At 64.5% G+C, this 23,164-nt stretch carries 21 protein-coding genes; 12 read left to right on the plus strand and 9 right to left on the minus strand.

Going from position 1 to position 23,164, the window contains the following annotated elements:
- Nucleotides 1–224: 224 nt before the first annotated feature.
- Together yidD and IVB24_RS40250 are read left to right on the plus strand one after the other, a co-directional pair.
- Nucleotides 225–563, plus strand: a complete 339-nt coding sequence (gene yidD / locus IVB24_RS26910; RefSeq protein WP_094972095.1) for a membrane protein insertion efficiency factor YidD — start codon at nt 225–227, stop codon at nt 561–563.
- A gap of 92 nt (nt 564–655) precedes the next feature.
- A complete protein-coding gene (locus IVB24_RS40250) occupies nt 656–880 on the plus strand; it encodes a hypothetical protein (RefSeq protein ID WP_094972096.1) in 225 nt (74 codons plus the stop codon).
- Between the two features lie 9 nt (nt 881–889).
- Here the strand turns inward: IVB24_RS40250 and IVB24_RS26915 are convergent, their stop codons facing one another.
- The 3 genes from IVB24_RS26915 to IVB24_RS26925 are packed head-to-tail and all read right to left on the minus strand — an operon-like array spanning nt 890 to nt 3,736.
- The gene (locus tag IVB24_RS26915; RefSeq protein ID WP_247769606.1) at nt 890–1,846 is read right to left on the minus strand and encodes a PDR/VanB family oxidoreductase; all 957 of its coding nucleotides are present in this window, start codon (nt 1,844–1,846) and stop codon (nt 890–892) included.
- Complete coding sequence (locus IVB24_RS26920) at nt 1,843–2,367, minus strand: MOSC domain-containing protein (protein WP_247769607.1); 525 nt, start codon at nt 2,365–2,367, stop codon at nt 1,843–1,845. The genes IVB24_RS26915 and IVB24_RS26920 overlap by 4 nt, the downstream gene beginning before the upstream one ends.
- A gap of 55 nt (nt 2,368–2,422) precedes the next feature.
- Nucleotides 2,423–3,736: an MFS transporter gene (locus IVB24_RS26925; RefSeq protein WP_247769608.1), complete on the minus strand. Its 1,314-nt coding sequence runs from the start codon at nt 3,734–3,736 to the stop codon at nt 2,423–2,425.
- A gap of 357 nt (nt 3,737–4,093) precedes the next feature.
- Here IVB24_RS26925 and IVB24_RS26930 point away from each other — a divergent pair, with 357 nt between their 5' ends.
- Together IVB24_RS26930 and IVB24_RS26935 are read left to right on the plus strand one after the other, a co-directional pair.
- Nucleotides 4,094–4,654: a cupin domain-containing protein gene (locus IVB24_RS26930; RefSeq protein WP_094972507.1), complete on the plus strand. Its 561-nt coding sequence runs from the start codon at nt 4,094–4,096 to the stop codon at nt 4,652–4,654.
- A gap of 115 nt (nt 4,655–4,769) precedes the next feature.
- A protein-coding gene (locus IVB24_RS26935; protein ID WP_247768038.1) for an IS630 family transposase occupies nt 4,770–5,721 on the plus strand; the annotation gives its coding sequence in 2 pieces (ribosomal slippage) (nt 4,770–5,110 and nt 5,109–5,721; 954 coding nt in all).
- A 12-nt stretch (nt 5,722–5,733) separates the two neighbouring features.
- Here the strand turns inward: IVB24_RS26935 and IVB24_RS26940 are convergent.
- Both IVB24_RS26940 and IVB24_RS26945 read right to left on the minus strand, forming a co-directional pair.
- Nucleotides 5,734–6,945, minus strand: a complete 1,212-nt coding sequence (locus IVB24_RS26940; protein WP_247769609.1) for a hypothetical protein — start codon at nt 6,943–6,945, stop codon at nt 5,734–5,736.
- A gap of 2 nt (nt 6,946–6,947) precedes the next feature.
- Entirely contained in the window at nt 6,948–8,315 is a 1,368-nt protein-coding gene (locus IVB24_RS26945; protein WP_247769610.1) for an amino acid permease, read from the minus strand.
- A gap of 347 nt (nt 8,316–8,662) precedes the next feature.
- On the opposite strand from IVB24_RS26945, the gene IVB24_RS26950 reads away from it, so the two are divergent.
- A complete protein-coding gene (locus IVB24_RS26950) occupies nt 8,663–9,964 on the plus strand; it encodes an alpha/beta hydrolase (RefSeq protein WP_247769611.1) in 1,302 nt (433 codons plus the stop codon).
- Nucleotides 9,965–10,131: 167 nt separating this feature from the next.
- Nucleotides 10,132–10,458: a GrlR family regulatory protein gene (locus IVB24_RS26955; protein WP_094972103.1), complete on the plus strand. Its 327-nt coding sequence runs from the start codon at nt 10,132–10,134 to the stop codon at nt 10,456–10,458.
- Between the two features lie 34 nt (nt 10,459–10,492).
- Here IVB24_RS26955 and IVB24_RS26960 read toward each other — a convergent pair whose 3' ends face one another.
- Together IVB24_RS26960 and IVB24_RS26965 are read right to left on the minus strand one after the other, a co-directional pair.
- Nucleotides 10,493–10,870, minus strand: a complete 378-nt coding sequence (locus IVB24_RS26960; RefSeq protein ID WP_247769612.1) for a hypothetical protein — start codon at nt 10,868–10,870, stop codon at nt 10,493–10,495.
- A gap of 91 nt (nt 10,871–10,961) precedes the next feature.
- Nucleotides 10,962–12,134 (minus strand): MFS transporter, encoded by a 1,173-nt coding sequence (locus IVB24_RS26965; protein ID WP_247769613.1) that lies wholly within the window; start codon nt 12,132–12,134, stop codon nt 10,962–10,964.
- Nucleotides 12,135–12,320: 186 nt separating this feature from the next.
- Here IVB24_RS26965 and thrS point away from each other — a divergent pair, with 186 nt between their 5' ends.
- From thrS to IVB24_RS26980, 3 genes are all read left to right on the plus strand, one after another.
- A complete protein-coding gene (thrS, locus tag IVB24_RS26970) occupies nt 12,321–14,360 on the plus strand; it encodes a threonine--tRNA ligase (protein ID WP_247769614.1) in 2,040 nt (679 codons plus the stop codon).
- Between the two features lie 93 nt (nt 14,361–14,453).
- Nucleotides 14,454–15,017, plus strand: a complete 564-nt coding sequence (locus IVB24_RS26975) for a nitroreductase (protein WP_247769615.1) — start codon at nt 14,454–14,456, stop codon at nt 15,015–15,017.
- A 63-nt stretch (nt 15,018–15,080) separates the two neighbouring features.
- Nucleotides 15,081–16,340 (plus strand): serine hydrolase domain-containing protein, encoded by a 1,260-nt coding sequence (locus tag IVB24_RS26980; RefSeq protein ID WP_247769616.1) that lies wholly within the window; start codon nt 15,081–15,083, stop codon nt 16,338–16,340.
- Here IVB24_RS26980 and IVB24_RS26985 read toward each other — a convergent pair.
- Entirely contained in the window at nt 16,326–18,788 is a 2,463-nt protein-coding gene (locus IVB24_RS26985; protein ID WP_247769617.1) for an EAL domain-containing protein, read from the minus strand. The two genes, IVB24_RS26980 and IVB24_RS26985, sit on opposite strands and share 15 nt — an antisense overlap.
- 1,060 nt (nt 18,789–19,848) lie before the next feature.
- On the opposite strand from IVB24_RS26985, the gene IVB24_RS26990 reads away from it, so the two are divergent.
- On the plus strand, nt 19,849–20,010 hold the full coding sequence (locus IVB24_RS26990; protein ID WP_247769618.1) for a hypothetical protein: 162 nt from the start codon (nt 19,849–19,851) through the stop codon (nt 20,008–20,010).
- Between the two features lie 148 nt (nt 20,011–20,158).
- A protein-coding gene (locus IVB24_RS26995; RefSeq protein WP_247768038.1) for an IS630 family transposase occupies nt 20,159–21,110 on the plus strand; the annotation gives its coding sequence in 2 pieces (ribosomal slippage) (nt 20,159–20,499 and nt 20,498–21,110; 954 coding nt in all).
- Between the two features lie 12 nt (nt 21,111–21,122).
- Here the strand turns inward: IVB24_RS26995 and IVB24_RS27000 are convergent.
- Nucleotides 21,123–21,974 carry a LysR family transcriptional regulator gene (locus IVB24_RS27000; RefSeq protein WP_094972111.1) on the minus strand — a complete coding sequence of 284 codons (852 nt, stop codon included), beginning with the start codon at nt 21,972–21,974 and terminating at the stop codon, nt 21,123–21,125.
- 102 nt (nt 21,975–22,076) lie between these two features.
- Between IVB24_RS27000 and IVB24_RS27005 the strand changes: the two genes are divergently transcribed.
- Nucleotides 22,077–23,069 (plus strand): zinc-dependent alcohol dehydrogenase family protein, encoded by a 993-nt coding sequence (locus IVB24_RS27005; protein ID WP_247769619.1) that lies wholly within the window; start codon nt 22,077–22,079, stop codon nt 23,067–23,069.
- The last annotated feature ends 95 nt before the right edge of the window (nt 23,070–23,164 follow it).

The raw sequence follows: 23,164 nt of genomic DNA on the forward strand, positions 1-23,164 counted from the left end.
GCCCCAAGCACTAAGCCAAAGCCGATTCAGGCACGCCCCGTTTCGCGTCCGATGAATCTACACATGGACGTCATAAAAATGGTATCCGGGGGAATACAGATCGTCCATAGGTACTTGCTGCGCTGCTCCCAAAAAGCATGAATAATATGGCGCCCAAACAACAGCTTACGGTTCCCTGCGCCGGAACCGTACAACACCTCGCCTAACGTCGCAGCACGTCGCACATGAAGCATTCAGCCTGCGGGCACTGTTCCAGTCCGGTCGAAGGGGCGCTTCGGCTCCCGCGCAGATTCGGCCGTGCGCTGATCTGGCTCTACCGGCACACGCTGTCGCCGCTGGTCGGCTACAATTGCCGCCATCTGCCGACCTGCTCCGTCTATGGCGACGAGGCGATCGAGCGGTTCGGGCTCTGGGCCGGCGGCTGGATGACGCTCGCCCGCCTGCTGCGCTGCAATCCGTTCGGCACGTCTGGCATCGACAATGTGCCGCTCACCGCACCGCCCGGCGCGCACTGGTATCTGCCATGGCGCTACGCCCGCTGGCGCGGCGTCAATGCATCCTGAGATTGCTGCGGTGCTTTGCGCATCGGTGGCCTGAAGGGAACCGCAAGCCTTCTTACCGCGTTGTTTTGACGCTCCCCCGGGAGGAAACAACAATGCGCTGGAAAATCAGCCCTCATCTTCACGTCAGACATCTTCATGTCAGGCCTGGGCCAACGCCCGGCGCCAGGCGGCAGCATGACCCCAGAACCATGGACCTGCTCGCGATCGTCGCCTTGCTGGCGCTCGTGCTCGGCTCCGGCTGGTACCTGGCGACGAGCCTTGCGACCGCGCCGGCTACGACGGCGTTTATCGTGCCGAGCCAGAGCGTGCACTGGTAGCGCTGGACGTCAGAGGTCCAGCACCAGCCGGTCCGCATCTGATCCGGCGACGCAAGCCATGAGATAGCGCTCGCGCTCATACGGCGACAGGATGCGGTCGCGATGCACCGGCTTGCCCTCGAGCCAGCCGACCTTGCAGGCGCCGCAGATGCCGCCGCAGCACGAGGTCGCGATCTCGATGCCTCCCTCCTGCAACGCCGCCAACATGGTCTGGCCGGCGCGGACCTGGATCTCGGTGCCGGTGCGCGACAGCGACAAGATGAAGGGCTGTGCGTCGGGATCGAGCACGGGTGCAGCGGCGACGAAGCGCTCGATATGAACATTGGCCGCAGGCCACGCGGCGGTTACCCGCTCGAAATCGTCAATCATGCCTTCCGGTCCGCAGCAGGCGACCATCGTCGCTGATCCGCCCTCTCCGACGAGCGCCGCGAGATCGGGACGCCCGGTCCGGGACGTTCGATGCACGACGACACGTCCCTCTTTGATCAGGGGGCCGAGCTGCGCGGCGAGCGGCACCTCCTCGCGCACGATCAGATGCAGCTTGAAGTCGGCCTGCTTCGTTCGCGCGAGGTGTCGCGCCATCGACAGGAACGGCGTCACGCCAATGCCGCCGGCCACGAACACGCAGCGTGCGATGTCCGCTCCGGCCTCGAGTCCGCCGCGCGGCAGCGAGACGCCGATGGCCTCACCGACCCTGACATCATCGTGGAGCGCACGTGAACCGCCGCGCCCCTCCGCCTCGCGCTTCACCGCAATGACATAGCGCGCATTATCGGCAGGCTCGTTGCACAGCGAATAAGTGCGAACGAGACCGTTCGGCAGATGCAGATCGATATGCGCACCGGGCTTGAACGGCGGCAGTTCCCACTGGTCGGGATCGGCCAGCGTGAACAGTTTTGTGCCTGCTCCCGCCTCCTCGATGCCGGTGACGATCGTCTTGACCGTGGTGATCGGGCGCGCGGTCATGCCGCGTTCCGCACGGTGTCGCCGACCTTCACGGTGCCGCCTTGCAAAATCCTGCAATTGAGGCCCGAACGGTTGATCAGGGGATTGAAGATCGCCTTGCCGGTGATCTCCTCGATGTGCCGGCATGGCACCGACAACCGCGTCGCTTCCAGCAGGGTCTCCCCCAGCCGGAAGCGGCGGCCGACGAGGTGGTTCAGCGGCACGCCCTCCACCGTCACGTTGCGCCGGTGCTCTTCGGGGCCAAGCTCGATACCGGCGTCGCGCTTCAGCGCAACCAGCGTCTCGAGCTCGAACAGGGTGACCTGCCGGCCCTCCTCGGGCTTGTGCGAATAAAAACCCTCTTCGTTGCCGATCATGTAGCGATCGCCTTCGATTCCTCGACCGGCGACGAGGGCGATTGCTTCCGCGGCGCGCATTGGCAGGAACGCGCGCGGGGTAAAGTGAAGGAAGCGCACCACCCCGGTCCAGCCGAGTTGCGTTGCGCCCTGCGCCGACCCGGCGCCGATGGTGGTGTCGAGCATGACAAAATCCTTGTGAGAAACGATGGCGCGCCGCCGGAGGCGGCGCGCCGGGGGATCAGGTCAGTTCCTTGTTCGCCATCTCCGGCGCGAACGTGGTCGCGGTCGCGGTGATGGCAGCGCAGACGATCAGCAGCAACGAGACCGGCCAGGTGGCACCGCCGCTCCACGCCATCAGAGACGCCGCGATCAGCGGCGTCAACCCGCCGCTTATCGCTGCACCGACCTGAAACCCGAGCGAGGCACCGCTATAACGCAGCCGCGCGGAAAACAGCTCGGAGTACCAGGGCGCGCCGATACCGAACATCACCATCTGGCCGAAGGTGATCGCAACCACGATGGTGCAGATCACAATGGTGGGATCGCGGGTGTCGAGCAGCCAGAACAGCGGGAAGGCAAACAGCGCCGAGAACGCGCAGCTCGCATAGAACATGGTCTTGCGGCCAAGCAGGTCGGACAGCCAGCCGAACAGCGGAATGGCAAACAGCGCGACCAACGAGGCCGTGAAGGCGCCGTTCAGCACCACTGTGCGTGACAGGCCGAGATTGGCCGTGGCGTAGGACATCACGAACACCCCACCGATGCTGGCATAGGCGATCTCCGAGATCTTCAGCCCGACCGCCGTGAAGAACGGCCTGCGATGGTGCTTGAAGATCTCGATCACCGGCAGTTTCGCAACGTCCTTCTTCGCCTGGACCTGACGGAAGGCCGCAGTCTCCTCCATGTTGAGGCGGATATAGAGGCCGACGCCCACCAGCAGGATCGAGAGCAGGAACGGAATGCGCCAGCCATAGGCCATGAAGTCGCTCTCCGGCAGGCTCGCTACCAGCGCGAACATGCCGATCGCCGCGAGATTGCCGATCGGATTGCCGACCTGCACCATGCTGCCGAGCAAGCCGCGACGATGCGTCGGACAATTCTCCACCACCATCAGCACCGCCCCGCCCCACTCGCCGCCGAGGCCGATGCCCTGGAGGAAGCGCAAGCCGATCAGGAGCAGCGGCGCGGCGATGCCGATCTGCTGGTAGGTCGGAAGCAGGCCGATCAGGAAAGTGCCGATGCCCATCACCATGATGGTGACCGCGAGCATCGCCTTGCGCCCGACCCGGTCGCCGTATTGGCCGAAGATCGCCGCACCAAGCGGCCGCGCCAGGAATCCGACGGCATAGGTGCCGAAGGCCGCGATGGTCGCGAGCGTGGGGTTGCCGGCGGCGAAGAACACCTTGTTGAACACCAGCGCGGTCGCCGCGCCGTAAATCAGGAAGTCGTACCACTCGACCGCGGTGCCGATCACACTCGACCACAGGATCCGCCGCAAGCTCGCCGCCTCGTCCGGCGCTACGTTCAGGGTTACGTCGTCTGCTACGGTCATCGATCTCTCCAGAAAGGCACCGGCACCACAGGGAAGCTTTTGGCTTTGTCCGCGGAGCCCATCGGCAAATGCGGACGGTAAAAATCGATCATGTTTACTACTGGAAATCAACGCCGCGAGACGCGGCAAATGCCGACGATCGAGGCACGCAGCTTGAATTGCACCATTCTTTAGCGATTTTGCGCGATATACCAGCAAGAATGCTCACATTATCCGCGACCATGCTCTATATTTCCGCGCATAAGTTTTCCTTTGGAATACACCTGCGAGCTGCCGGATCGCCCGATCCAGGGCGCCGGGCTGGCAGTTCGGCCGCATCTGTTGCAAAAGGAGCCTCAGCGTTCGGGAGACTCATGCGTGCTTGACGTCAGCAAAGCGACAGCAGTCGGGGCCAATATCCGCCAGGCGCGGATCGCCAAGGGCCTGACGCTGGACCAGCTTGCGAAGCAGAGCGATCTCACGCGCGGCTACATTTCGCTGGTCGAGCGCAATCTCAAGGTCCCCTCGCTCGCCGCACTGCTGCGGATGGCCGCGGCCCTCGAGGTCAATGTCGCGAACTTCTTCGACCCCAACGCCGAGCCCGCACCGCGCTACACGCTGTTCCGCCGCGAAGGCGGCAACGTGCCCCTGTTCCAGGACACCTTTGGCGTGGTCCCGCTGGTCACGGGCCGCACTCGCAAGATGATGGAGCCGTTCCTGCTGAGCCCGCCGCACAAGGCGGCGACGCGTGCCTCGCACGCGGGCGAGGAACTGCTGTTCGTCATCAACGGCAAGATAGCGATCAAGCTCGACGGCGAGGAGCTCACCCTCGGCAAGGGCGACTGCCTGTATTTTTCAGGCGAGACCCCGCACGAGGTCAGGAGCCTCGGCCGGCAGAAGGCGGAAGTGCTGGTCGTCGTGGCCCAGACCCCGACCTGACGGTCGAGCTTCGGCGCATCCTAGAGCATTTTCCAACCTGTCGGAATCGGTAGGGGATTCCCTTGCGAGGCAAATCGTGATTCACCCTGAGGGCTGGTGATGGAGGCCAGCCCCCATGGCTAAACCGCTGTCGCCGGACCTTCGCATTCGTATTATTCGGGCTGTGGAAGATGAAGGCATGAGCCGTCGGGGCGCCGCTGTTCGGTTCGGCGTGGCGCCCTCGACAGCGATCGAACTGGTTGGCGAGTGGCGAAGGACCGGCGCCTGTGAGGCGGGAACGCAGGGCGGAGACCGGCGTTCAGCTCGGATCGAGGGTCACGCTGCGGAGATCCTCTCCCTGGTCAAGGTTACGCCTGACATGACGCTGGCCGAGATCGCTGACCATCTCTTCAAAGTCCACGGCGAGCGTTTCGTGCCGAGCGTGATCTGGCGATTCTTCGATCGTCGCAACATCACGTTCAAAAAAAACATCGCACGCCAGCGAGCAGGATCGGCCGGACGTGGCCGCTGAACGCGCAGCGTGGAAGGCGTCTCAGCCTGAGATCGGCATCCATCGGTTGGTGTTCATCGACGAGACGGGGGCTTCGACCAAAATGGCGCGGCGCTACGGCCGTTCGCCGTACGGCCAGCGCTGTGTCGCCGCGATCCCGCATGGTCATTGGAAGACGACGACCTTCGTCGGCGCGCTTAGAGCGACCGGTATGACCGCGCCGATGGTCCTCGACGGCCCCATGGATGGTCCGGCGTTCGAGGCTTACGTGACGCAAGTCCTGGTACCGACACTCAAGCCCGGCGACATCGTGGTGATGGACAATCTCGCAGCACACAAGCGGACCGAGATCGCCATCGCAATCGACGCGGCGGGCGCTCAGCTCCTCTATCTCCCGCCTTATTCGCCCGACCTCAATCCGATCGAAATGGCCTTCGCAAAGCTCAAAGCCGCCCTGCGAAAGGCCGCCGCCAGATCAATCCAGGCTTTGGACAATGCTATCGCCCTCACCACAGCCGCCTTCACCGCCCAAGAGTGCCTGAACTTCTTCGCCGCGGCAGGTTATGATCGCGCCTGATCAGAATCTGCTCTAGCGGAACCAGAAAGACCGTCCGGATGATGGCGGGACGGATTCGGGAGGACGCGGCCGTTTCGGACGCGGCTTCGGCGCCGGCTCGGCGGACGAAACTGTCTCCGGCGCCGGTGCGGTCTCGCTGCCCGGCACCCTCACCGACAGCAGCAAGTTCGATTCATGCATCCGCCAGCGATAGCCGACGCCGAAATCGATCGGCTGGGCCCGCGTGAACAACTCGGCGTAGCGCTCCTGGTAGCGGCCGGGGAATTCGCCGATCGGCCCGAGATAGCGGCCGAACGGGAAGAACCGCCATTGCCGGGCGCCGTAATTCGCAAGCGGAATGCCGGAATCGTCCTGGATGATGGTGGCGCTGTTGGCGAGCAGCCAGTTGCGGACAACCGCGAAGTCGCTCTTGTGCAGCAGATAGGATGCACTCTTGAGCAGGCTGTTGCCGGGCCCCAGCGTCTCGCAGAATTTCAGGAATCCGGTGTTGCGCGCGCCGGCGTTGGAGAGGTCGGTCGAGAAATAATACAGCGTGCGCGCTTCGCCATCGCTGCCGGCGAAGGTGATGCGAACGCCGCGCACTGCGTTACGCCCCGGATTGTCGTCGCCGACATGCAAGCCCCCCTTGTCGTCGAGCGCGATCATCTCGACGTTGCGGATGGTCTTGCCGGAGCGCGCGAGGAAGACATAGAGGATCGGCAAGGTGCCGTTGACCTGGTTGGCGCGCAGGTCGACCTTCATCTGCTTGGTGATGAAGAAGGAAAAGCTCAGGATCGAGCCGAGCGAACGCTCGACATTGTAGAGCGCGGCACCGACCGAGCCGCGCGGCAGCCGGGTCAGATCGGGCACGGCGCCGACCGGCTCCAGCGCGCCGAGCACGTAGGTGCTGGCCTTGGAATAGAAGGCGTTGGCGTAGAGGAAATCGGGGCCGCTGAACATGTAGAACATGGTCGACCGGGGCGCGGCCAGATTGACATCGGCCCAATCGCGGATCCTGGAGAGCTGGCGCTGTTCGAGCTGGGCAAAGGCGCCGTCGAAGAATTTTGCATGACGCTGCCAGCCCGGATCCTTCGTCAGCGGCAGCAGCGGCGAGTCCGCCGAAGGCTGCATGCCCGCAAGGAAGCGCGCGGTGTCGTCAAAAGTCACCTCGGCGGCATGCGCGGGCGAGACGGCCGCAGCCAGCAGGGCGAGAGCAACGGCCGCAATTCTAAAGGGGCGAAGCATGTCTACGCGCGATCGTGTGAATTGCCAGCGGCGACCGGCCGCCTGCGGAAAACAGCATAAATCAACAAGCCGAAGAGCATGACGAGCATCCCCGCGAGCGACTGCAGGGGACGCTCGGTCAACAGGTAGTACATCATGAACCCCGTCACGAGCAGGAAAAGCAGCGGCGTGAACGGGTATCCCCAGGCGCGATAGGGCCTGGGCAAATCGGGATCCGTGATGCGCAGCTTGATGACGCCGGCGACCGTGAAAAACGAGCAGAACAGGAGTGCGAACTGGATGAAGTCGAGCACCGCCTCGAAACTGCGCGTGAACAGCAGCAAATTTGCGACCGCGAGTTGGAACAGGATGGCATAGGCCGGCGCGCCGCTGGTCGATCGCTTCGAGAAGACGCGCAGCGCCGGAATGTCCTCCCCCATCGTCATCATCACGCGCGGACCGATCCACATCATCGCAGAGATCGAGGAGATCAGGCCGACGCAGATCATCGCGCCGACGATACGGCCGCCGAGACTGCCGAAGATGGCGCTGCCGGCGACGCTGGCGACGTCGAGCTGGCCGGCGAGCGCACCTGCAGGCGTGGAGTAGAGGAACACCGCGTTCAGCGCGACATACAGGACGAGCACGATCAGCGTGCCCGAAAGCAATGCGCGCGGCAGATCCCGCTGCGGCATGTTCATCTCGCCGATGATGTAGGTCGCGGCATTCCAGCCCGAGAACGAATACATCACGAAGACGAGCCCGATCGCGAACGGCGCGCTGACGATGTGGGCGAGATCGCCCGGCTGCGGCGTGAAGGCGATCGGCTGCGGCACGCCGATGACGAAGCCCGCGACCAGGAAGGCTATGATCAGCACGACCTTGATGATCGTCGCGATCAGCTGGAAGGTCGAGGAGTGCCTGACGCCGGTCAGTTGCACGAGCGAGACCAGCCACACCACGGCGATCGCGAGCGGGATCGGCGGCAGATCGGGCACGACCGATTTCGCGTATTCGCCGAACGCCATCGCCGCCAGCGCGACCGGCGCCGCAAAACCCACCGTCGCCGAGACCCAGCCGGCGAGAAATCCGAAGGCGGGATGATAGGCACGGCCGAGGAAATTGTACTCGCCGCTCGAGCGCGGAAACATCGCCCCGAGCTCGCTATAGGCGAACACGCCGCACAACGCGACGATGCCGCCCACGGTCCACAGCAGCAGGATCGAGAAGCCGGACGGGATGTCCTTGACCTGAAAGCCGAGGCTGGTGAAGACGCCGACCCCGATCATGTCGGCCACGACGATGGCGGTTGCGACCAGAACCGAGACCCCGGTCCCCCTGCCTGGCAGTCGGCTCGTCCAGGGTGCGGTTCCCGCATCTGATGCCGTCATCGGGGTCCTTGGCCTCAGGCGCCTTGCCTGCCCGGTCATCGTGCAGTTTCGCCCAGTCAATTCAAGCAGGGTTAACAAGGGTTAAATGAGGCGAGGGAAACGGGTACTGCAGCACCGCTTATTCCCGCTGCCGGATGAAAAAGCTGCGTCAGACCCGGGAAGTCCCGCTCCCCTTCCCCACAATCAGGACACGATTGCATGGTCCTTTTGAGCGTTCCGGATGTGGGGAAGTTTCTCCGGACACTTAACGTCGCCTAAACGCCGGTCGGCTCATTTGAAGAGGCCGATGGACGTGACTTTGGGGTCATGGGTGGATGGTCGGGGCCGTTCCGAAACCGAGAGCTGACATGCGTGCCGACCGGACGACGTCCGGTGCGCGCGGTCGTGCGCTCCGGATCGGCCTGATCTCAGCCTTGGTGCCGCTGTCGCTGACACTGGTTCAATGCGGCCAAGCGCCAAACCCGGCGGCGCTCGCGGCGAACTCGCAGGCCAATGTCCACGGCGGCACTCAGGTGGTCGCCAAAACCAATACCCAAGTCGCGAGCGGCGACACGTTCGAGGATCGCTTCCCCGCTCCGCAATTCAGGGAGCGCTTCCCCTCGGCGAACGAGAGTTTCCTGCAACGGCAGATGTCGGACTTCTTGCCGAAGCGCGCAGTCCAGCAACCGTCGCCGGAGCAGGCCCCCTACAAGGTCGCTTCGCTCGAGCCGCAGCTCCCCTACAAGCGCGCGCCGCGCGACGACCTGACGACCCTCGTCAGCATGAAGTCGTCGGCCTTTCCCTATTTCGGCACCAACCCCGCCTCCGACGCGCCCTTCCTCAACATCTCCAAGGGCGATCGCCGCGGCCACCGCAGCTATTCCGGTCGCGTGTTCTGGCAGGACGAGACCTACAATGACAACCGCGTGCTGATGCACGTGCCCGAGCATTTCGACGTCCGCAAGCCGGGCGTGATCGTGGTGTTCTTCCACGGCAATGGCGCGACGCTCGAACGCGACGTGCGTGATCGCCAGCTGGTGCCGAAGCAGATCACCGATTCCGGCGCCAATGCCGTGCTGCTTGCCCCGCAATTGGCGGTCGATGCCGCCGATTCCAGCGCCGGCAAGTTCTGGCAGCCGGGCGGCTTCAAGCGCTTCATGGCGGAATCGGCCGACCACCTCGCCCGCGCCACCGGTGATCCCAACAGCGCTCGCGCCTTCGCCAACATGCCGATCGTGGTCGTCGGCTATAGCGGCGGCTTCCTGCCGACGGCGTGGAGCCTGGAGGTCGGCGGCATCAGCGACCGCGTCCGCGGCGTCGTGCTGCTCGACGCCGTCTATGGCGAGATGGACAAGTTCGCGTCCTGGATCGAGAGCCACCGCTCCGGCTTCTTCGTCAGCGCCTACACCCGCGGCACGGCGCGGCGCGACCGCGAGTTGATGAGCATGCTGCGGCAGAAGGGCATCAGCGTCGCCGAGGACATGGACGGTCCCTTGCGTCCCGGCAGCGTGGTGTTCGTCGAGACCGCCGACGGCATCACCCATCGCGACTATGTCATCCGCGCCTGGACGCGGGATCCACTCAAGGACGTGCTGGTGAAGATGTCGGCAACGCCCGCGTTGGCGCTGACGCGCGTCGCCGCGACCAACCCGTCGGCATCGAGCCGCTAACCGATATTACGCGAGCCGGCATTTGACAGCACTGCCTGCAATTGTCTCAGGCTCTGATCAAAATGTGATGTTGATGGCCGGAATCCCCGCAAGCCACCGAATTGCTTCCGCCGGCGGAGCTCATAGTTTGCGGCCGAGTTGCGTTTGGAATTGTGCGGGGACAGGCGGTGCGTCAGGGATTGTACAAGGTCGACTTCCACACCGTTCATGGAACGGGCTGCGGCGTCGTCTATGTGACGAACGGCAAGATGCGCGGAGGCAATTCCGCTTTCGCCTTCATCGGCACCTACACGGGCGAAGGCTGCAGCATCAAGGTCAAGATCTCGACCCAGCGCTATAACGACGACCCGTCCTTCAAGGGGCTGTTCGGCGCCGATCGGATCACGCTGGCGCTCGCCGGCCGGGAGGACGGCGACACCGCGGAATTCGAGGGCAACGCGCTGCAGGCGCCGGGCGTTACCTTCCGGGCGGTGCTGAGCCGGATCAGCGACTGAGCCTCGGCCCGTTCAATATTAGCTCTTGTAAGTATTAGCTCTTGGGCAGCTTCGGAATGCTCTCGGCAAAGCCGTTGAAGCAGGCCAGCCGCTCGTCCTCTTCCTTGAGGAAACGGCAATCGGCGTAGCCCTTGGCCTTCGCCGGCTTCGGCTTCGGCGTCGGCGGGATGATGGCATCGTAGCAGTTGAGACGGTCCTTGGTGCCATCGTCGAGCTCGAGGCAGGCTTGCAGCCTGGCTGCGATCGATTGCGGCTTACCCTTCGGCACTGCGGCCGGCTTGGCCGCTGCCTCTTTCGTCCCCTTGGGCTTGACCTGCACCAGGGGCTTGTCCCCCACCATCGGTGGCTTGTCGGCTTGAGCGAACGCGGAGGCTGAATAGAGCACCGCGGCAACCGCCAGAATCATCCTCATTTCAGTCAACTCTCTTTGGTCCCCATGACCGGCCTTCTAGCGCTCCAGCGCGCGGTTTGCCAAGCACCTTGCGTACAAGAAAATGCGGGATTCAGGCCGTTGCGGCCGCAGGCCGGGGCCGGGTCATGACCACCAGGATCAGCGCCAGCACGACGAAACCGACCGCGACGAAGCCGAGCGCATGCAGGAATTCGTGGGCGAACAGCAGCCCGCCGACGGCGGAGCCGACCGCCTGGCCGATATAGAGGACGGACGTATTGAGCGCGACGGTCGCCGATGCCAGCGGCGGCGCGGCCGCGACCAGCCGCACTTGCTGCATCGAATTGGTCGAGGCAAAGCCGAGGCCCCAGATCGCGACCCCGGCTGTCATGAAAGCAAGCGTGCCGGCACCGAGCGCCCAGCCCGTGACGCCCGCGAGCAGCAGGCAGGTGAACAGCAGCGAGGTCCGGTACGGTCCCGAGGTGTCGACGATGCGGGTGGCGACGACGACGCCGAGGAAGCCGCAAACGCCGTAGAGCGCGAACACCATGCCGATCGCATCGGGACCGGCGCCGGTGAGCTTCTTGAGCAGCGGGCCCATGAAGGTGAACACCGCGAACTGCCCCGACATCTGCAGCATGGTGATCGCCAGCAACAGCAGGATCGTGCTGTTGCGGCCGACATCGCGCCAGGTCTTCAGGTCCACGGGCGCGCCCTTCAGGCCCGCCGGCAGCCGCAGCAGCAACAAGAGGGAACTGACACAACCGAGCGCGCCGATCGCACCATAGGCGGCGTGCCAGCCATGGCGGCTGGCGATGAAGGTGATCAGCGGAAGGCCGACGGCGGCAGCGAGCGACCAGCCGAGAAAGATATAGGCGATGGTGCTGCCCCGCCGCTCGGCCTGCACGATCAACGCCGCGGTGCCGGCAGCCTGCGGCGTATAGAGCGCACCGACCGCGAGCATCACGAGACGGATGGCGAGGAGGCTCGTGTAATCGGGCGCAAAGGCGGAGGCGAGATTGCCGAAGGCAAGCACCGCCAGCGTTGTCGTGAGCAGCGTCCGCCGATCGATGCGGCTGGTCAGCCAGGCCGTCAGCGGCGAGCCGATGCATAGCGTGATCGCGCCGAAGGTGACGAGGAGCCCGGCCGCATGAATGCTGACGTCGAGCCCGCTCGCCAACTCCGGCAGCATGCCCGCCGGGGCCAGTACCGAGCATCCGGTGACGAGATTGCCGAGCATCAAGGCGGTCGGCGCCAAACGGCCGGCGGCGGGCGGATTTCCCATGCAAATGCATGTAGAACAGCCCCGTGACCAGTTAAAGGGCGCGGCTCGAAATAGTTGAAGCGCCGCCCCGGCTTTTGCGCGCCACTTTCTTGGAAATGCCGGATTGCGCAGGCCGAATCGCCTGATATATCGCTCGTTCCCGCTTACCTGCGCTCGTTCGCAGGAGTGAGCCTCAGGAGAAAAACAATGACCGAGCCTAAATCCGAATCCGGCTTCCAATATTCCCTCAGCAATCTGAAGCCCGTGACCCCCGCCGCCAAAGTCACCCTCACCTTCCCGGACGGCGCCCAGCGCCAGTTCGACTACGGAATCACCGGTCTCGACATCGCCAAGGGCATCTCTCCGTCGCTGGCCAAGCGCACGGTTGCGATGGCGCTCGACGGTGTGGTCTCCGATCTCAACGATGCGATCGAGGCCGATGCCAAGATCGAGTTCGTCAATCGCGACGACCCGCGCGCGCTGGAATTGATCCGCCACGACTGCGCGCACGTGCTCGCCGAAGCCGTGCAGGCGCTGTGGCCGGGCACCCAGGTCACCATCGGTCCCGTGATCGAGAACGGTTTCTATTACGACTTCTTCCGCAACGAGCCGTTCACGCCGGACGACTTTGCGGCCATCGAGAAAAAAATGCGCGAGCTGATCGCGCGCGATAAGCCTTTCACGAAGGAAGTCTGGGACCGCGAGAAAACCAAACAGGTGTTCCGCGACAAGGGCGAGGCCTTCAAGGTCGAACTGGTCGATGCCATTCCCGGCACCGAGCCGATCAAGATCTACCACCAGGGCGACTGGTTCGACCTGTGCCGCGGCCCGCACATGACCTCGACCGGCAAGGTCGGCAACGCCTTCAAGCTGATGAAGGTGGCCGGCGCCTATTGGCGCGGCGACAGCAACAATCCGATGCTGACCCGCATCTACGGCACCGCCTTCGCCAAGCAGGAGGACCTCGACGCTTATCTGAAGCAGATCGAGGAAGCGGAAAAGCGCGACCATCGCAAGCTCGGGCGCGAGCTCGACCTCTTCCATTTCCAGGAGGAAGGCCCGGGCGTCGTGTTCTGGCACGCCAAGGGCTGGACCATCTTCCAGCAGTTGATCGCCTATATGCGCCGGCGCCTGACCGGCGATTACAGCGAGGTCAACGCGCCGCAGATCCTCGACAAGTCCTTGTGGGAGACTTCGGGACATTGGGGCTGGTACCGCGAGAACATGTTCGCGGCGCAGTCGGCCGGCGACGAGGCCGAGGACAAGCGCTGGTTTGCGCTGAAGCCGATGAACTGCCCGGGTCACGTCCAGATCTTCAAGCACGGCCTGAAGAGCTACCGCGACCTGCCCTTGCGCCTCGCCGAGTTCGGCGTGGTACATCGCTACGAGCCCTCCGGCGCCATGCACGGGTTGATGCGCGTGCGCGGCTTCACCCAGGACGATGCGCACATCTTCTGCACCGAGGATCAACTCGCCGAGGAATGCCTGAAGATCAACGATCTCATCCTGTCGACCTATGCCGATTTCGGCTTCACCGGCGATCTGACCGTGAAGCTGTCGACGCGGCCTGAAAAGCGCGTCGGCACCGACGAGATGTGGGATCACGCCGAGCGCGTGATGGCGACGGTGCTGCGCGAAATCCAGTCGCAGAGCAATCACATCAAGACCGAGATCAACCCGGGCGAAGGCGCCTTCTACGGGCCGAAGTTCGAATATGTGCTGCGCGACGCCATCGGCCGCGACTGGCAGTGCGGCACCACGCAGGTCGACTTCAACCTGCCGGAGCGGTTCGGCGCGTTCTACATCGACCATGACGGCGGCAAGAAACCGCCTGTGATGGTGCACCGTGCGATCTGCGGCTCGATGGAGCGCTATATCGGCATCCTGATCGAGCACTATGCCGGCAACTTCCCGCTCTGGCTTTCGCCGGTGCAGGCGGTGGTCACCACCATCACCTCGGAAGGCGACGAATACGCCAAGGTGGTGATGGAGCAGGCGCGGCGCGCAGGCCTCCGGGTCGAGATCGATTTGCGCAACGAGAAGATCAATTACAAGGTCCGCGAGCATTCGCTGGCCAAGATCCCCGCGCTGCTCGTGGTCGGCAAGAAAGAGGCCGAAACGCATTCGGTCTCGGTCCGCCGGCTCGGCAGCGACGGCCAGAAGGTGATGACGACCGAGGAGGCGATCGCCGCCCTGGTCGACGAGGCGACGCCGCCGGACGTCAAGCGGGCGCGCGGCGCGGTCTGATCTCTGAAATCGATCTAAATTCGCTTCCGGTTTCGGGCGTGCATGCTTATCTCGGCATGGCACGCCCGACGACCATTTGAAGAGGATATCGCAGTGCCCGACGCCATCGAACTCCTGAAGACCCGCCGCTCGGTCAAGCCGCGCGAGATGACCGGGCCCGGCCCTTCGGCGGCCGAGCTCGAGACCATCCTCACCATCGGCGCGCGCGTGCCCGACCATGGCAAGCTCGCGCCCTGGCGCTTCATCATTTTCGAGGGCGATGCCCGCCAGCGCGCCGGCGAGGTGATCGCGAACGTCTTCGCCCGGAAGAATCCCGGGGCGCCGGCCGCCGACGTCGAGACCGAGCGCAAACGCCTCGCCGACGCGCCGCTGGTGATCGGCATCGTCAGCTTCACCAGGCCGCATCCGAAGGTACCGGCGTTCGAGCAGGAATTGTCGGCCGGCGCCAGCGCCATGAACATCGTCACGGCCGCGACCGCGCTCGGCTACGGCGCCTGCTGGCTGACCGGCTGGTTCTCGTTCGATCGCGACGTGCTCGACGGTCTCGGCCTCAAGCCGGAGGAAAAACTCGCCGGCTTCATCCACGTGGGCACGCCGACCAAACCGAGCGAAGACCGTCCGCGACCGTTCCTTTCGGAAATCGTGACGCGTTTTTAATCGAACGCTTGTTGACGCCTCCAGCATCTTGCGGCTTTGATCCCGCCGAGGGAGGAAGCCCTGATGAGACGTCGTGATTTTCTGGTCGGGGCTGCGCTGCTCGCCGGCACGATGGCGCGAAGCCGCGCCGCCGACATCCCCGCCCCCTCGCCGGACGGGCTCGAGCGCATCACGGCGTATTTCAACAACGAGGTCGGAAGCGGCCGCCTGCCGGGCGCGGTGATCCTGGTGCAGCAGCACGGCAGGCCGGTCTATCTGAAGTCCTTCGGCGTGCGCGATACCAGGACCGGCCTTGCGATGACGCCGGACACGATCTTCGCCATCCACTCCATGACCAAGCCGATCACCTGCCTCGGCGCGATGATGCTGATCGACGAGGGCAAGCTCGCGCTCACCGACCCCGTGTCGAAATACATCCCGCTCTTTGCCGACACCAAGGTGGGCGTCGAGCCGGACGGCACCTCGAAGCTCCAGCTCGAGCCGCCAATCCGCCCTGTCAACATCGAGGATCTGCTGCGGCAGACCTCCGGCATCAGCTACGACTATATCGGCGCTCCCTGGGTGATGCAGGTTTACAAGGCCGCCGACATATTCGAGGGGCCCTTCAACAACAGGCAATTCGCCGACCGTATCGCCCGGCTGCCGCTCACGCGCCAGCCGGGGACGCTGTGGCGCTACGGCCATTCCACCGACGTGCTCGGCGCCATCATCGAGATCATCTCGGGACAGACGCTGTACGAATTCCTCAAGCAACGCATCCTCGATCCGCTCGGGATGAGCAGCACCAAGTTCGTGCTGAAGACGCCGGAGGAGCGTGCTCGGATGGCGCGACCGCTGCCGAGCGACCTGATCCTGCTCGAAGGCGAGCGCGACCGCCTCGCCCATCCCGAATGGGAGTCGGGCGGCGGCGGGCTGCTCTCGACCATCACCGACTATGAACGCTTCTCCCAGATGCTGCTCAATGGCGGCGCGTTCGAGGGCAGGCGTTACCTCAGCCCGGCCGCCTTCAAGGCCATGACGACCGATCATGTCGGGCCCGGGTCCGGCGTCGGACGCGACTATTTCTATTTCCCGGGCGACGGCTTCGGCTATGGCTACGGCATTGGTGTGCGTACCGATCCAGGCAATGCGAAGCCGCCGCCGGCAGGCTCGCTCGGCGAGCTGAAATGGGATTCAGGGAGCGGCACCTATTTCGGCGTCGATCCCAAGCTCGACATGGTCTATCTCATGATGCAGCAGACCCAGAACGAGCGCAGCCGCATCACCCCCGCCTTCAAGGCGCTGGTCTACGATTGCTACCCCGAAGGGCTACGCCGCCCGTGAGGCGCGCCGGCCGAAATCGGCGAGCAGCTTCGCGATCTCGTCCGCAGGCCGTGCCGCGCTGAACAGAAAGCCCTGCACCTCGTTGCAGCCTTCGGCGCGCAGCCAGTCGAGCTGGTCTTCGGTCTCGACGCCCTCGGCGGTCGTGGTGATGTTGAGGCTGCGGCCGAGCCCGGAGATCGCGCGCACGATCGCGCCGCAATCGGGCCGCTCTGCCAGATCCTTCACGAACGAGCGGTCGATCTTGATCTTGTCGAACGGGAAGCTCCTGAGATAGCTGAGGCTGGAATAGCCGGTGCCGAAATCGTCCATGGAGATGCTGACGCCGAGCTCGCGCAACTGGTGCAGGATGGCGAGATTGGCATCGGTCTCGGCGAGGAAGATCGACTCGGTGATTTCGAGCTCGAGCCGCCGCGGCGACAGGCCGGACTGCGCCAGCGCCGAGATCACGATTTGAACCAGATTGCGGCTGCGGAATTGCGCCGGCGACAGATTGACCGCGACCTTGACGTCGGCAGGCCATTTGACGGCCTCGGCGCAGGCTTCGCGCAGTACCCACTCTCCCAATTGGATGATGAGGCCGATGTCCTCGGCAACCGGGATGAACTCCGCCGGCGAGATCATGCCCTTGTCCGGATGACGCCAGCGCAGCAGCGACTCGAAGCCGGAGATGCGGTCCGAGGCGATCGACACCAGCGGCTGGTAGTGCAGCTCGAACTCGCCATTGGCGAACGCACGGCGCAGATCGAGCTCCATGGCGCGGCGCTTCTGCGCCCGCAGGTCCATCGCGCGCTCGAAGAAATGGTGTACGCCGCCGCCGTCGGACTTCGCCCGGTACAGCGCCATGTCGGCATTTCGCATCAGCTCTTCCGGCGTCGTGCCGTCGCCGGGCGACAGCGCGATGCCGATGCTGGCACCGATCACCATCTCCTGGCCGTCGAGATCGTAGGGCGCCTTCAGCATGTCGATCAGCAGGCCGGCGCAGGCGCTGGCCTCGTTCGGCGAGACGTCGGCGGCGAGGATTACCGCGAATTCGTCGCCGCCGAGCCGCGCCGCCAGATTGCCGCCGCGGACCGCGGTGGTGAGCCGTTCGGCGACTTCCTTGAGCAGGCGGTCGCCGACGGGATGACCGAAGGAATCGTTGACGTTCTTGAACAGGTCGAGATCGATATAGAGCACGCCGACGCGTTTGTCGCCGGCCTGGTCCAACGCCTGCTTCAGGCGCTCCTGGAAATATTCGCGGTTCGGCAGGTCGGTGAGCCCGTCATGGTGCGCCATGTGCGCGATGCGCGCCTCGGCCTTGCGCCGCTCGGTGATGTCGACGACCGCGACCAGATAGCCGTCGCGATCGTCGAAGGGGACGCGGCGGCCGAAGGTGAGCACCTCGATCTCGCTGCCGTCGGCGCGCAAATGCCGCCAGTTGCGCGAGGAGTGATAGGCCTCGCCGAGGCGTTCGAGTGCCTCGGCGTGGCTGTCCCACTCGTCCTCCGGCCATATCTCGTGCAGCTTCATGCGCAGGAAAGCGGTGCGGCTGTAGCCGTAATGCTGGACCGCGGCGTCGTTGACGCCGAGGAACTCCCTGGTCTGCGCGTCGAACACCCACATCGGCATCGGGTTGTTGTCGAACAGCAGGCGGAACGAGGCGTCGCGCCGCTTCAACGCGGTGACGTCGGAGATCGTCAGCGAGACCACGTCGGCGAAGGCCGTCGCGCTGAGGCGAAGGTGGCGGCCCTCGCTCTCGATCTCGAGCTGCTCGCCGCGGCCGCCGGCGACGGCCCTGAGCAGGAAGTTCATGATCTCGGGCAAGGCCAGCAACGTGCTGCCTTCGCCGATCCGCCGCCACAACAGGCTTCCGGTCGCGACCTTCAGCAGCGCGCTTGCGCTGCTGTTGTGGTGCACGACCTGCAGATCGGATGGTTTGCCGCCGGCATCGCGCAGCATCGCCAGCGAGATGACCGCGTCGTCGGTCGAGGCGAAGATCGCGTCCAGCAGATTGTACTGCGTGCCGCGTTCGTTGATGTAAGCGCCGACCAGCGTGGCGCCCCAGCGCGAGGCCGTCGGCAGCGCCAGCACGTCGTAGGTCCGCACCATGCCGTCGCGCACGCAATGCGCGCTGGCCCGATGCGGTCGTCCATTGGCCAGCGCGGACGTTGCCGCTTCCGACAGCGCAGTGGCGCAATCCGGCGACAATTCGGCGACGGGAATGTCCCAGCGCTCCTCGCCGAGCCATTTTTGCACGTAGCGTCCGCTGCGCGACAGTTCGAGCGTGCCGTCGTTCCTGAGCAGCGCAATGTGATCGGCGAGCCGTCCGAGACTGCCGAGCATCACGTCCTCATAGCGCGGCAGCCGATCGCCCGGCTTCAGCGCGGCACGCCATTTGCGCTGAAGCACCGGGATATCGTCGAACATTTCGGCGGCCGGTTTTCCCGACACTTTCTTCGCGGCATTCATGGCAGTCCCCAACGCACTTTCCCGCTGCATTCAATGCAGCTGCGCTTAACGACCTGTAAAAAGGTCGCAGGCGCGGGTTCCATTCGGTGATTATGACAGTTTTAAATCAGGTGTTGGTTAGTGGGTGTTAGAGACTGTGACGGTCGTACGAAGGGGATGCATCAGGGTGTGTGCGCTCGAATTTGGACGCGCGTCTCTCTGTCCCGGACGCGCTGCAACGCCCTTCGCGTTGCGGCGCAAAGTCGAAGGGACGCTGCGCCGCGTCCGGGGCACGAGACTTTTGGTCAACGACACACATGATTGATCATCCTCGCGGCGCATTTCGCCCGAGCTTTGTTGATCGCTTCACCCTCGAATGAAAGAGGGCGCAGGGAAGACCGGGCGCCGGCTGGCACCCGCGGTCCACTGTGCGAATTCTGCGTAACAAAAAGCTGCACAGCGGCATACAGGTGTAGCCAGGACAGCCCGGCCTTCCCTGCGCAGTGGCTTTACGGCTTATGTCGCGCTCTCCCCGGGGAGCGTTGCGCTATTGCCCCCGTCGCCTTGCGGATGGCTGACGCGTGCGTCCGGTTGGACGACATACATCACCACAAGACTTGGCGCACAGACCCCGGGCGCCAGGACCACACGATTTTGCCGTACGCCGATCACACCGGTCGTGTGCGCGAGGCGCCTTGCTCACGGTTGCCCGCCCTGCAAAACCCTTCGCGCCGATGCGATCTGCGTCCACCGCCGTCCGGCCCGCGTTCGTGACGATCGCGATACGCCCCTCTTCCTTGGGCCGGGTCGAGGCGATACATACGCTCTTTCCGAAATTCGGTAAAGTGGAATATTTTTGCCGATCCGTATCGACCCATGGATGGGGTGTTTTGCCCGACAGGGAGTCAAATTCTAGTAGGCCCAATTAGGCCCCCCTAGCCGGGCTACGGAAATCCAACCTCTGTCTCCGGTGCGAACAACGCGGATCACCGGGAACGTGCACTGCCGGGCCGACTGCTTCGCCCGGACTCCTTCTCGCGTGCCTTTCAATAGGTCAGGGTTGCCCGGCGGCAACATGGGAATGCAGCGCCGCCGCGTGCACGGCATCATCGCGGACGAGAACTTCAATCCGCGCGCAATCATGGACGACGACTTCGTCAAGTTCGACAAGTCGATGGAAGCCATCGACACAGTCGCCGATCCCCTGCCCAGAACGCGCGGAATCATGGAAGCTGCGGAATAGAACTTTCGGGACCGGCCTCTGGAAGGCCGGTCCCCTTTTCCACCAACGCCCCACTAGAGCATTTTCCAACCTGTCGGAATCGGTAGGGGATTCCCTTGCGAGGCAAATTGTGATTCACCCTGAGGGCTGGTGATGGAGGCCAGCCCCCATGGCTAAACCGCTGTCGCCGGACCTTCGCATTCGTATTATTCGGGCTGTGGAAGATGAAGGCATGAGCCGTCGGGGCGCCGCTGTTCGGTTCGGCGTGGCGCCCTCGACAGCGATCGAACTGGTTGGCGAGTGGCGAAGGACCGGCGCCTGTGAGGCGGGAACGCAGGGCGGAGACCGGCGTTCAGCTCGGATCGAGGGTCACGCTGCGGAGATCCTCTCCCTGGTCAAGGTTACGCCTGACATGACGCTGGCCGAGATCGCTGACCATCTCTTCAAAGTCCACGGCGAGCGTTTCGTGCCGAGCGTGATCTGGCGATTCTTCGATCGTCGCAACATCACGTTCAAAAAAAACATCGCACGCCAGCGAGCAGGATCGGCCGGACGTGGCCGCTGAACGCGCAGCGTGGAAGGCGTCTCAGCCTGAGATCGGCATCCATCGGTTGGTGTTCATCGACGAGACGGGGGCTTCGACCAAAATGGCGCGGCGCTACGGCCGTTCGCCGTACGGCCAGCGCTGTGTCGCCGCGATCCCGCATGGTCATTGGAAGACGACGACCTTCGTCGGCGCGCTTAGAGCGACCGGTATGACCGCGCCGATGGTCCTCGACGGCCCCATGGATGGTCCGGCGTTCGAGGCTTACGTGACGCAAGTCCTGGTACCGACACTCAAGCCCGGCGACATCGTGGTGATGGACAATCTCGCAGCACACAAGCGGACCGAGATCGCCATCGCAATCGACGCGGCGGGCGCTCAGCTCCTCTATCTCCCGCCTTATTCGCCCGACCTCAATCCGATCGAAATGGCCTTCGCAAAGCTCAAAGCCGCCCTGCGAAAGGCCGCCGCCAGATCAATCCAGGCTTTGGACAATGCTATCGCCCTCACCACAGCCGCCTTCACCGCCCAAGAGTGCCTGAACTTCTTCGCCGCGGCAGGTTATGATCGCGCCTGATCAGAATCTGCTCTAGCCTGCCAACCTTTCGATCACGAGATCGAGCAGCGCGCGCAGGCGGGCGAGGCGCTTCATATCGCGGTGATAGCCGACATAGGTGTCGCGGCCGGGCGGCGCCGCTCCGATGTCGAGCGCAACCAGACGGCGATCGCGGTCGCCGAGCGGACGCGGCAATACGGCAAAGCCGTCGCCGCTGGCGCAAAGCTCGGCCTGCACCTGCCTGTTGTTGCTGCGCGAGGCGATGGCTGCATTCGGCAGCGCGCGCTTCAGCCAGACTGCGTCCGGCATGTCGGCGAACTCGGCATTCATGGTGACGACGCGGACAGCGCTGCCGTCGCCTGCGCGCGGCGGCTTGCTGCCCTTCTTGCCGTAGAGCGCGTAAGGAATGTGCAGCAGCTTTCTGGAGATCACCTCGGGCTCGCTGAACGGCTTGATGCGGAAGACCAGATCGGCTTCGCGCCGCGGCAGACTGTAGAGCCGCGCATCGGTGAGGAGCTCCACCGTCACCTTCGGATGACGCTTGCCGAACGCGGCGATCACCGGCGACAGCATCACCGTCCCGAACCAGTCCGACGACGACAGGCGCAACAGGCCGTCGAGCTGCGTCTCGGCACCGGAGACGTGGCGTTCCAGCGCGAGTGCCTCGTCCTCGATCCGCTCGGCATGGCGGAGCACGGCCGTGCCCTCGTCGGTCAGCACCAGGCCATCCGCCGTGCGCTGGAACAGGGTCTGTCCCAACGACGTCTCGAGCGCGCGAAGCCGCCGGCCCATCGTCGGCTGGGTCTGGCCGATCTTTCGTGCGGCAGCGCCGAGCGTGCCCTCGCGCGCAATTGCCAGGAAGATGCGCAGATCGCTCCAGTCCATCGGAACTCCCGCCATACAAAAATGTATGATCATCGTACAACCTTGTTCCTTCTCATGCAAAATCTCATGGGCATATTGAGCCGATCACGGAGCAAGACGATCATGACGAGACCATCGACGATGCGCGCCGGCGTCCTGGAGACCCACAACGCCCCCTTGCGCCTCTCAACCATCTCCACGCCCGAGATCGGCCCGCACGACGTGCTGGTGCGTGTGCGCGCGAGCGGGGTCAATCCGCTCGACACCAAGATCCAGGCCGGCGCGGCCGCGCATGCCCGCCATCCGTTGCCGGCGATTCCGGGGATCGATCTCGCCGGCGTGGTCGAACTGGCCGGGCGCGAGGTGACGCGCTTCAAGCCGGGCGACGAGATCTACGGCATGACCGGAGGTGTCGGCGGCGTGCAGGGATCGCTGGCCGAATTCGCCGCAGTCGATGCCGATCTCCTCGCGTTGAAGCCCGCCAATCTCAGCATGCGGGAAGCGGCCGCCCTGCCCCTGATCGTCATCACGGCCTGGGAAGGCCTGATCGACCGGGCGGCGTTGAAGGCGGGCCAGAAGGTGTTGATCCACGGTGGTGCCGGCGGCGTCGGTCATGTCGCGATCCAGATCGCGCGCGCCTTCGGAGCGGAGGTGTTCGCAACCGGTTCGCCGTCGCAGCGCGCCACCATCGAAGGCTTTGGCGCGGTGTTCATCGATCGCGACAGTCCGGTCGATGCCTACGTGAAGCAGCACACCGGCGGCCGCGGCTTCGACATCGTCTACGACACCGTCGGCGGCAAGGTGCTCGACGCCTCCTTCGAAGCGGTGCGCCGCTTCGGCCATGTTGTGAGCGCGCTCGGCTGGGGTACGCATGCGCTTGCGCCGCTGTCATTCCGGGCAGCCACCTATTCGGGCGTGTTCACGCTGCTGCCGCTGCTGTCGGGCGAAGGCCGCGCGCATCATGGAGAGATCATGGCGGAGACCACGCGCCTCGCCGAGGCCGGCAAGCTCGTACCGCTGCTCGACTACAGGCGCTTTACGCTGGAGAACGTCGACGAGGCCTATGCGCTGATCAGGGACCGCGCCGCCAAGGGCAAGCTGGTCGTCGATATGTAAGGTGGAGCTTGTAGCCCGGATGAGCGCAGCAATATCGGGGGTTCTCGCTTGAAGCACGAAGGTCCCGGGTATCGCTGCGCTCACCCGGGCTACGA

Source organism: Bradyrhizobium sp. 192, assembly GCF_023100965.1.
Lineage (GTDB): Bacteria > Pseudomonadota > Alphaproteobacteria > Rhizobiales > Xanthobacteraceae > Bradyrhizobium > Bradyrhizobium symbiodeficiens.